The sequence below is a fragment of the Bacillus cereus group sp. BfR-BA-01408 genome (assembly GCF_022663305.1).
Taxonomy (GTDB): domain Bacteria; phylum Bacillota; class Bacilli; order Bacillales; family Bacillaceae_G; genus Bacillus_A; species Bacillus_A pacificus.
Map to the genome: position 1 here is coordinate 1 of NZ_JAKUFF010000104.1, position 11,667 is coordinate 11,667.

Sequence of the window (11,667 nt, forward strand, 5' to 3'; positions counted from 1 at the left end):
CTTGGTTATCTATATTTAGGCATGTTCATTGGATTAGGATATGTGTTTGGGTTTGTAACCATCTGATTTGGTAAAAAAGCAGCTATAGCAGCTGGAACTGTCTCTATATAAATATCGTCTGAACCAGCACCCGTTACAACCTGTTTTAATTCATTTTCATCAACTACACTAATCAATCCACCAGTATTCCATTTTTGTTTTCGCATTTCATCTGATTTTTTTCTTCTAAACATTTGATATCCACCCTTTTTTATAATTTTTTAGTTTGAATTTAAATACGTAGAAAACATTTAAGTTGTTTCTCTTTTAAATTGCTAGATTTTTTTATTTTTAAAGCCAAAATGTTAAATTTATAGTTTGTATCGGTATGAATGATTATTTATAATTCCTCTATATAATTTTTGTTTTACATATATATTTTTAGAAAATCGCACTTGAGAAATAGATCTCAAGTGCTTATTAAGTTAGTTACTATCTCTTTTTCTTTCGGGAATAAAACTAGAAAGGAAAAATGCAGCAGCTAATGCTAGACTTAATTGTTCGGTATTATCAATCTCTAAACCTTTATTCCATTGGTATACAAAAGATACCACTAATAAAAGGATTGCTATTGCACCGGTATATCTTGCTACTTTTCGCATAGTTCCTGTTTTTTTTCTTTGAATATCCATATTTATCCCTCTTTCTTATTAATTAAATTTTCTTTTTCTTAAAGTAATACAGTTCTTGTTATTAAATTCATAAATATATTCACTTAATTTGCTAGTAATTTGTGCTCAGGTTCTATATCTTTGAAGAAGGAAGAGTAATAACCTGCTTTTAACATTAACTCTTTATGAGTACCCGCTTCTATAATAGTCCCTTTATCCATTACAATTATTAAATCTGCATTCATTACTGTAGTAAGTCTATGTGCAATTACAACCCTTGTGCATTTTATTCCATTGAGATAATCATCTACCTTCTTCTCATTCAGATGATCTAATGAACTTGTTGCTTCATCTAACACTAAAATTGATGGTTTATGAACTAAAGCTCTCGCAAGTGCAATACGTTGTCGCTGTCCTCCAGATATATTGAATCCCATCTCAGATATGAACGTATTATACTGCATAGGCATCTTCATAATGTCATCATGTATTTGTGCTATCTTAGCGGCTTCGACAACTTCTTCTATCGATATATCCTTATCGTAAATTGCAATATTTTCAAAAATGGTCTTATTAAAAAGTGTAACGTCCTGAGGAACTACACCAATTTGACGTCTCAATGATGATTTTTCGATATTATTTAAGTCGAAACCATCGTAATATATTTTCCCCTCACTCGGATTATGCAATCCCAATAGTAGACGAGACATGGTACTTTTTCCAGCGCCAGATTCTCCAATAATCGCCACTTTTTGACCCGGTTTAATTTCTAAATTAATATTTTCAACAGACATAGGGCTATATTTTGTATATTGATAACTTACATCTTCAAAACGTATACGGCCTTCGAGATTAGTTATCTCTTTCATATCTGTGTTCTTTTCTTCTATCGGTGCATCTAATACATCTTGTACCCTTCTTAAATACGTACCAGTTACAAAGAAAGAATTAAACATTTGGACAATCGACTGGCTTAATCCAAAAAATTGATTGGAAATAGCGTGAAAAGCTACTAAATTTCCTAATGTTAACTGATTGTTTAATATTAAATAACCACCAAGCCAAAGAGTAACTAAGGGGGCTAAATTCCCGATAGAGCTACTTACTGATTGAACGTAATTATTAAGGTTTTCCTTCTTTCGATAAGCTTTTAATAATTTGTTAAAACTCTTTTTCCATCGAGTAAATATTTTATCCTCGATTCCAGCTGTTTTAACATTGAATATTCCATACAATGTTTCAGTTTGAATACTTTGCACTTCAGTATTAGCAATAATTTCTTCTTGGCTAACTTCTTTTACTCTTGAGCGTGTAGCAATTAATACTACCGCATTAATAGCTGTGAACGCTAAAACAGATAAAGTCAAAAGTGGCGATTTAATAATCATGAAAACGAATATTACAATTAGTAATCCAACATCTAATATACCCTTAATAAGATTTGACCCAATCATATCTCGAATCATTCTTAGACTATTTACTCTGAATAGAAGATCTCCAAATTTTCTTAAGAGGAAAAAATGATAAGGTAAATGAAGTAAATGATTAATAAATTTACTCATCATTTGTTTATCTAAAAAGTTTTCCAATACGATTAAAACCTTACCTCTAACTATATTGAATAGAAATTGGAATCCCACAACAAATACTATTGATATTAAAAATATATTTAATAAATTAAAATTTTGAGGTGAAATGACACTATCTATTAAATATTGGATTAGAAGAGGTATACCTAAAGTGAATAACTGTAAAACAAAAGATAATAAAATTAAATTAATTATCAGGGATGGGCGTTCTCTCAGTATATTAATATATGGTAACCACAAGCTTTTCCGTTTCTTTTTAACAAAGCTTGTACCTGGTACGCATGTCATAACATATTTTGAAAAATCCCTTTCGAATTCTTCCTTTTTTACTTTCGTTCTTCCTACGGCTGGGTCAACAATTGTTGCTCCATGTTCAGATATTTCCTCTAGTACTACATAATGTTTTTCTTTCCAATAAATAATGCAAGGGAGTGGGAGTTTATATAATTCATCATATTCTTGAATTTTAAAACAATTTGCTTCATATCCTAGCCCCTCTGCCAGATTCTTCAAATGAAATAGTGATGTTCCGTCTCTTCCATTACCAATCCTTTCATACATGTCATGAAAAGATACGGTACTATTATGATATTCGGTAATCATCGCTATACAACAAAAACCACATTCAGTCTGTTGAGCTTGTTCTATAAATGGTACCTTCTTCTTAAACATCAACTAGGCTCCTTTCTATATATTTTATTGTACTTAAAATATATACGTTCCCTGATGTTAATAACAATTAGTAAAAAAGTATCAAAAAAAAAGCAAATTATCGTTTGTTTTTTCATTATTTTTTTACTACTACAAAAGAGGCTAAGGGCTAAAACCCTTCTAGATGTGGCTTTGAGTAATAGGAGTACTAACATAAGTTCAACATTATATATCCAATCATTACTTTGAAAATTCTCTTCTCAGAGATATTAATATAGTAAGTATTAACTTATTTAACTGAAATTGTAGTTACTTATAACGAAAAGCAACTTATATACAAATCTCATAGGAAATAGTTTTTTCTGTATAAGTTTCGTTACATGTCCTAAAATAATGTTAAGGGCAGTATTAACAGGAAAAATATTTTTATATATCTATTTTATAATATGGATATGGGATGGGCATGGAGGAAGTAACACTAGATCCGAAACAAACAAGTAGCTATGTTTGCTGCGCTTTACAGATTTCGCGATAAGGTAAAATCCATGAGAGACTTTAGTTCGCCTTTAGGCATAGGATGAAAACATCGTTTTTTCGTAGAAAAGCACTTGTTTTTTTGGGATTTAATTCAACTATAGACACGAACGAAATGCTAAAACATTCGAACACTCAACTAGCTGTACAATATGGTCATAGTATCGTAGCTCACGAGCCTATAATGGTATTTTGTGAGAATGATGGCAATCTTACACGTCAGTGCTATCAGAGATAAACGTCGTCTTTGATAACAAGAAGCCTACTGGGCGTTAACCAGATTGTCCTTTTAAAGGCGGGAGTGTCAATTTTTCTGTATATGTTTGAAAAGATTAGCCTTTTTTCGCTATAAAAAAATACCCAGATAAATAGAAAAAAGAGTCCACCAACCACATATGGACTCTTTTAACTGTTTTCCTGAATAGGATAATATCTGGTCTCTCTAAGGACCTTTTCTCTTTCTATACTGTCTTTCTCAATGATTTTACATAACGTACTGTAATTAAAATCATACCAAGAGTAAATGCAACTATTGATACCAATAATATACCAATAGATAATACACCCTGATCAGCTAATTCTGTAGACTTGAATGGTAAAGACCATATATATCCAAATCCCCACTTTACTTCTGAAAAAAGAAATAAGCCGATTAAAGATAAGATTATATTAATAAATGTAAAAGTGATAGATGTTTTAATAAATAAGAATAATAAGAGTTGCACTGTAATAAGTGGAATTGTGGAAACTACAGAAAGTAAAAATACTTTAATCATAAGTACTAAAGGAAATGGATCTGTAAAATCAAAATACATTCCAAATAAATATAAGCTTACTAAAACTATTAAGTGTAGTGCAGAAAATAATAATACACTGGATACAAGTTTAGATAAAACAATTTTAAAATTAGTACTTGGAGATAGATGCATTATTTTCCAATTCGTTTTGTTTTCAAACTGACACAGGAAGGCCGTTACCATCCCCGAAATAACAGGAAGAAAAAAACCAACATAGAAGAAAGATGCCAACATCCATACGCCCATCCAATCATTATCCAAACCATGATTATACTTGCCTACTACAAATTTAGTATACATAATCATTGAATATATAATCGGAAAAAGTGCTAGGACGAATAATACAATTTGTTGTGGGTGTTTTCTTATTTTTATCCAATCGGAATAAATTAAATTTATCATTTGAGATCTCCTTTGTTAGTTTTTATTATTCATTTTAATAAATAAAATGTATCCAATTCCTAAAATGAGAATGGTAATAGGAATTCCTGCTAGCATGTACCATTTATCATATGACCATAATGTATTAAAAACATCTAGATTATTCACAAAATTGATTGGAAAATATAAGATCTGATATGAAATAGGAAACCACCAAAGCTTAGCTGAACTTAATATATCGCCAAAAAGATACGAAGCTAGAGCTAGTGCAACGATCACTGATTGATTTGATACATTAATAGATATAATGAATGCCAAAGCGCAAAATGGAATGCTAATAAGAAATGGATATAACGTAAAGACAAACACATGCTGCATGGAAACCGTATCTAAAGAAATACCTAACCCCGGAAGTAATAACACTGTACAAGTCATATGTATTACGGTTGTAATAATAAGAGCAACCATAACAACAAAGAACTTATTTATATACACACTAAATTTCTGTACTGGATACGTAAATGTTCTTTTCCACGTCGAATTTTTATATTCAACATTGTTTACACTAGCTATAATAAACACCATAAAAAAATTTAATATGTATTTTAAAATTTGCAAATTTATACCAAATATAGTTTCTAATTTAATAGTATGAGAATTACTATAGTAATTTAGTCCAGCAAATTCACCTAATGCAAGTATAATAGGTCCTAAGATAACCAAAAACCAAAAATGACTTTTTCTATATTTTATATACTCAGTGGCTAATACATTTCTCATACACTTACAGCACCTTGTTCAACAATATCTAAATATGCTTCCTCTAAATTCTGCTTTTTAGTTTGGAAAGATTGAATAAAAATCTGATTCGTTACTAATAGTTGTTGAATATCATTCAGTGATTTTTCATCATAATATTCAATACTAAAGATGTTATTATTTACATTGAATGTATAATTGGATTGTTTAAGTAATTTATCAGTCAGAGCTATATTATTAACACTAACTTCAACAATATTTAATGATTGTTTATTTTGTAGGGAAGATAATAAACCTTGGTACTTTATTTCTCCATGATGAATAATCCCGATATGATCAGCCATTTGTTCCACTTCACTTAAAATATGACTTGAAAGGATTATAGTAGAATTAAACATTTTTGGAGCTTTTTTTATTAATTCTTTCACTTCATAAACCCCCTGTGGATCTAATCCATTAGTAGGTTCATCCAATATTAATAGTTCAGGATTATTGATGAAAGCAGCAGCTAATCCTAAACGTTGTTTCATACCCAGAGAATATTTTTTAAAAGCACGATTTCGATCCTCATATAGTTTGAATAAATTCAAAAGTTCTTTTATATGTTCTTTATCATGAACATGTTTCATTTTAGAAGCAATTAATAAGTTTTCATATCCGGACAAGTGCTCATAAAAAGTTGGCGCTTCAATTAATGAACCCGTTTTAGATAAGATTTCTATTCTATTCTTTTGTATATCCATTCCCAATACTTCTACAGTTCCCTCATCAGCCTCTATCAACCCTAAAATAATTTTAAAAAATGTAGATTTACCAGCTCCATTCGGGCCTAACAATCCAAATATCTCACCCTTTTCTATAGTTAAATCAATTCCCTTTAGAACCTGTTTCTCTTTATAGTTTTTATGTAATCCTTTAATGTTTAGAATTTGATTATTCACGAAATCAACCACCTAACGTCATAATTTTCAATCAATTAATTTTATCCTTATATTTCCTGGATATCAATTGTTTATTATGCTTTGTAAAAAGGATGGCAAAGCATAACAAAAAATTGATATTTTTTATCAGAATTTTCAGTCTATATAGCGAGATATTTGGCCAATGCCCCATTACACTCTGTAATCAATTTTTTATTTAATACTACACTCACTATCATCCTATTTTAAAATAATAGTGAGTGTAATTTGAAAATATCATCGAAATAGATTTATTAAGAATACAATTATTTAACGCTACTTGTACTTTTATAACTATTAACTAATCCATATCCATATTGATCATCTTTACCAGTTGCACCTAAATCGGTAGCACCATCTTTTAAATACTTGATAGTTATATCTGCCGAAGGTTTTGTAGAATGAAGCTCATAATACCTTGAGATAATAGCTCCTAATGTACCAGATACTGATGGTGCAGATAAGCTAGTCCCTAGGTTTAGCGTGTAGCCCTTCGGTGTATTTAGTTGAGCATCCAACATAGTGGGTTCTAAATAAGTTGGATAGGTAGTACCAATTAAATAGGATGGATCAAATTTGAATTGATTATCAATAATTGTTCCATATGAACCACTTGGTGCACTAAAGTCTACCTCTGGACCAAAGTTGGAGTAATTTACAAATTCATCGTTCTTGTCTGTTCCCGATACCGTTAATACATTACTTAATCCACCAGGTACATGAATTTTATACAATACACCTTTCTCATCATCTACTTTTTCAAATGGTTTATCCAAGTTTATTCCTTCATTGCCTGCTGAAGCAACTACAATAGAATTTTTTTCTTTCGCATATTGAATAGCCCTTTCATATGCCTTTATAATTGCGTTTTCATCGTCCAAATTTATAGCCTTATATGTTCCTAAACTTAAGTTTATTACGTCTGCTCCGTTATTTGCTGCATCAATAATAGCCTGTATAGTCCAAACTGATTCACCATCTTTTTTCCCTATAACTTTATATGGAGTAATGGTTATATTTGGAACAATCCCTTTTAATTTATCATGAGCTGCAATAATTCCTGCAACCTGAGTACCATGGCCATTTTGATCTAACAGATCCGGTTCACTGGGAACATAGGATTTCCCTTCTAAATACTTAATACTATTTTTAAGTTCAGGGTGGTTATAATCTACACCACTATCAACTAAAGCGATGTTTACATTTTTTTCTCCTAAAGTTATCTCGTGAGATTTATAATTATCAGTTACCTTGGCAATTTGCCAAGGTGGCGAAACATTCGAGACAGGTTCATTAATAGTAATGGAATTCAATGTTCGTTTCGAAGATAAATTATATTTTAACTTATTATTTGCAAACTGCTCATTTGGATTTAAAATCTTTGGATCTTGTAAAGTTAATTTAGCACTATTAGCAACATTTTCTATAGATGCTTTAAACTTAGTACGTATTTTACTATCTAAATCGGATTGAATATTACTATTAGTTTCTTTATATGAAATCATTTGGATTTCTGGAGTATATTTAATCTCAATTGCATTATTTTCCTTTAAAAAGTTTATAATATTTTCTTTGTTATTCTTTTGAATTTCGTTATCCAAAAGAATAAATTTATAATTATCCGTTGTCTCTATTTTTTCTGCTTTTACCGGTTGTGTAACTAAACTTAACAAGAATACGGAAAGTATAGTCATAAGAATTTTTAGCCGTTTCATGTATCCGTCCCCTTTTATGATTTAGCCTCTTCTAACCTTAAAATAGAAGGAATTGAATTATAGTCAGACTGTTGTAAAAGACCTACTCCAATCCCACTAAGGCCTGTCATTAAACCAAACGATTCAGTTCCCGTACTGACCCCTTTTTTCCAATTATGCGTTTTAGAATACTCTAAAAGTTGTATACCAATAGAATTTGCTCGTTCGTAAGATGTTTTATCTTGTAACACTTTTGCTGCATACAAAAGAATATCTAAATTTCCAAAATCCCCATGACATAGTGAACGATTATGACCAAACGATTTATCAATAGTTGTATCTAAAGCCGCATATATATTTTGATCAAGTATACTATTTTCATAATTACTTTCTTTTAACATTAGCCTGCTTAATAAGATTCCTGGTGCACCATGACACCAAGCAACAGCATGATTATCCTTAGAAGGAAGTTTCCAATTTTTATGATTTGAATCATAGAAACTATTTTCATAGGATAAAACTTTATCTGCTAATTCTAAAATATTGGGATTGTTTATATATTGATTGGCTGCCACCAAAGCAGTAATAATACCTGCCGTTCCATGAGAATATCCAATCCATGAAATATCGTCTCTTTGTTTCCAGGAGACATGCCCCTCTTTTCCAGGATGATGATATGCAGCATTTATTAAGTACTCACTCGCTTGTTTGAGAAGTTTTAGATATTCCTTATTACCACTATCTTTATAAAGAGCTATTAGTACCCCGATTACCCCGGCAGTTCCATCAATAATATCAAATACTTTATCTTGCGATAATTTACTAACAACCAGTTTCATAGAATCGAGTATGAGTTGTTCATATTGTTTAGTATGTGATAATTGATTAATATGATTTAAAGCATAAATTGAACCACTAACGCCACTAAAAGTACCAATATTAAATATTCTTTGTTCAGGTAATCCTTGGAGTGAATTAATTACAGGATAAATAGACTTCTCAGCCGTTAGTTTATAATCATTTCTTCCCGTCAAATGATATAAATAACTGAAGAATAGAGAAATACCGCTTAAGCCATTATATAAATCTAAATCTACAGGATAAATATCCCATTTATATTCATTAGAGGCGGATATTACGGTACTAATCCAACAAAGATCAGATTGATTATTTCCTTCTATAGCATTAGCAATTAAATAATCCCCTATATGACGTGCCTCAATTAAAAATTCCTTAGATTTATTAGCATGAATATGGACCTTACGATATGGATCAATAGCTTGTTCATTTGCACCAAATGTAGCTGAATGTGCTAAAAAGCTCATTCGCATAATTCGAATTTGTTGTGAGCAATCTACAATATTAAGATCATCAATCTTCTGTATTACAGCTTCTAAAGGAGATGACTCAAAATAGTTTTGAATACAAATTTGCTCTCTATGATATAAATGATTACTACTCACTGTTGTATAAAAATATGGAATATCATCATTGAGTAAATCAGTTTTTTCAGATTTAATAATTTCTTTCGGTTTGTTCTCGGATTCCAATGCCAGAGTATGGAAATAAATATCTCGGTTATATCCTTTTTGTAAAAAATCAGGATGTTTACTTTTTCTTAGTAACTCACCGTATACGGCGGTAGGTCGTAGAATCATTCTTACTATCGTATTTTTAAATTTATCTGATATATAATTGCTATACTGTTGTTTATTATTTAAAATCCATTCATAAATATATTTAAAACCAGCTATCATAATGTCTACATGATCTTTATATGAAATTTTTTCACCTCTGAAAATAGGCTTGTTTTTCTCAAATTCATTTACTTTAACAAATGTATATTTTGCATCTACATGCATAACATCAGTGTTTTTTGATTCTATGGAAGGAACTTTTAATGGATATAACTGATCGTTTTTGTCACTAAGACCACTTAAATCAAGACCTTTATAGTTAGGATTATCGCTATTGAATGCAAGAAATGGAATAATCCCAGTGGATCGAACAGATCTATTAATTACATTTAGTGCTTTATTATGGGCAGAATCATCTTTTTCTTCCAATATTTTCGCATGATGAAATAAAGATTCAAGATCGATTGGAACAGGATACTGTCCCATAGCTATAATATTCTCATAGTGAAAATCCACAGCATTTAAACTATATAAAACTCCTAAAAGACTTCCCATTTTAAAATAAAATGATTCAAGTTGTTCTTCCGTTTGACATTCTATATTCTCAATATATTCAACCCAACCATAAGAATGTTTATCGATGATTTTTGGTGAATACAGTTGAGCTTTATCATTAACTTGATTATTTATCCAAAAAGTTAAATCATTGAATGCTGCTTCGACACCAATTGATCGGGGTTTATAAATAAGTTTCATGTTAGGAAGGAATTCAAGTAATGAAACTGTTTTGCCATCATTATGTTCATCGCCAAGTCCCAATGTAACTGTAATTAGTTTATTCGCCTGGATATCAATATTAAAGGTCCCTTGGATTTGTTCCTTATCTTGTTCAAGATTATAGTAAAGGGTAGTAATATTATTTGACCAATGGATTAATGTAGTTAACATCGTTCTATATAATGCAGAATATGTATCCTTAAAATAAACCAAAAATTCATTTGTACTAATATAAGAACAAAAATGATTGTAACGTTCTTCTGAAGTTTCTCCTTCTAAGTTTCCAAGAACGCGTTGAATATTAAGTTCTAATATTAATGTCTTGTGGGATAATTCATATAATCTTTTATACATATATTCTAGGGGTGCCAATAATTGTGACTCTTCAAAGAACGAATATGTATTCAATGATTTATGAACTTTAGAAAATGAGTAACTCATAAATTTTTTAAAAAAACCGTAAAAAGTTGCTTTTGATAAATGCTCTTCGATTGTTGGGGGAAATTCATATGTTTGGAAACTGTCAAACTCTGAGAAGGTTAATGATAGCAGGGCATCTACTTTATCTATAATGTATTCATCATGCTCTAATTGAGATAGAGTCGATACCTGAATACCTGAAAGATCCTTTAAGATCTCTTCAAATTTATTTTCACTGTTTTCAAATGTGTTTTTCCAATAATTTATGTAATCTATAGAATCTGGAACTGTATGATCATTAATTTTTATTTCATCAATAAATGCACTATGTTTTACCGGCATATTACTGCTCCTTTCATTAATTAGAGAAGCAGATTCCCCGCCTCTCTAATAGAGTTGTTCAACATAAATAATTAGTTACAAGAAGGCATACATTCTTTAGTTAACGTACAGTATCCACCTTTATTACCTAACCAGCTACTTAAACCTTCAGGTGTTACATCACCTTCACCAGCACCAAATAGCTCTTTAATTTCTTTAGAATCAACTTCACCTGCAGGATGACTTGGCGCATCCTCATTTTTAGAACGTAATACCGGGTTTTTCCAAGATTCTACTACTTTTTTTGATGACATTTTCAACACTCCTATTAATTTATTTTTTTATAAAGATAATTAGTTACAAGAAGGCATACATTCTTTAGTTAATGTACAGTATCCACCTTTATTACCTAACCAGCTACTTAAACCTTCAGGTGTTACATCACCTTCACCAGCACCAAATAGCTCTTTAATTTCTTTAGAATCAACTTCACCTGCA

10 protein-coding genes are annotated in these 11,667 nt (G+C 30.5%); all 10 read right to left on the reverse strand.

What is annotated here, in order from left to right:
- Positions 1 to 5 precede the first annotated feature (5 nt).
- A complete protein-coding gene (locus MR083_RS24615) occupies positions 6 to 233 on the reverse strand; it encodes a hypothetical protein (RefSeq protein ID WP_000489764.1) in 228 nt (75 codons plus the stop codon).
- Positions 234 to 464: 231 nt separating this feature from the next.
- Entirely contained in the window at positions 465 to 671 is a 207-nt protein-coding gene (locus tag MR083_RS24620) for a hypothetical protein (protein WP_000354467.1), read from the reverse strand.
- A gap of 83 nt (positions 672 to 754) precedes the next feature.
- Positions 755 to 2,911, reverse strand: a complete 2,157-nt coding sequence (locus tag MR083_RS24625) for a peptidase domain-containing ABC transporter (protein WP_000473624.1) — start codon at positions 2,909 to 2,911, stop codon at positions 755 to 757.
- A 974-nt stretch (positions 2,912 to 3,885) separates the two neighbouring features.
- Entirely contained in the window at positions 3,886 to 4,623 is a 738-nt protein-coding gene (locus MR083_RS24630) for an ABC transporter permease (RefSeq protein ID WP_242269978.1), read from the reverse strand.
- 15 nt (positions 4,624 to 4,638) lie between these two features.
- Positions 4,639 to 5,382, reverse strand: coding sequence for an ABC transporter permease (locus MR083_RS24635; protein WP_242269979.1), 744 nt, complete (start codon positions 5,380 to 5,382; stop codon positions 4,639 to 4,641).
- A complete protein-coding gene (locus MR083_RS24640; RefSeq protein ID WP_001064635.1) occupies positions 5,379 to 6,302 on the reverse strand; it encodes an ABC transporter ATP-binding protein in 924 nt (307 codons plus the stop codon). The genes MR083_RS24635 and MR083_RS24640 overlap by 4 nt, the downstream gene beginning before the upstream one ends.
- A 284-nt stretch (positions 6,303 to 6,586) precedes the next feature.
- Complete coding sequence (locus tag MR083_RS24645; protein ID WP_000825743.1) at positions 6,587 to 8,035, reverse strand: S8 family serine peptidase; 1,449 nt, start codon at positions 8,033 to 8,035, stop codon at positions 6,587 to 6,589.
- A gap of 14 nt (positions 8,036 to 8,049) precedes the next feature.
- Positions 8,050 to 11,190: a type 2 lanthipeptide synthetase LanM family protein gene (locus tag MR083_RS24650; RefSeq protein WP_046646246.1), complete on the reverse strand. Its 3,141-nt coding sequence runs from the start codon at positions 11,188 to 11,190 to the stop codon at positions 8,050 to 8,052.
- A gap of 71 nt (positions 11,191 to 11,261) precedes the next feature.
- The gene (locus MR083_RS24655) at positions 11,262 to 11,483 is read right to left on the reverse strand and encodes a plantaricin C family lantibiotic (protein ID WP_000095658.1); all 222 of its coding nucleotides are present in this window, start codon (positions 11,481 to 11,483) and stop codon (positions 11,262 to 11,264) included.
- Positions 11,484 to 11,522: 39 nt separating this feature from the next.
- A partial coding sequence (locus tag MR083_RS24660; protein WP_277931481.1) for a lichenicidin alpha family lanthipeptide occupies positions 11,523 to 11,667 on the reverse strand: 145 nt, incomplete at its 5' end.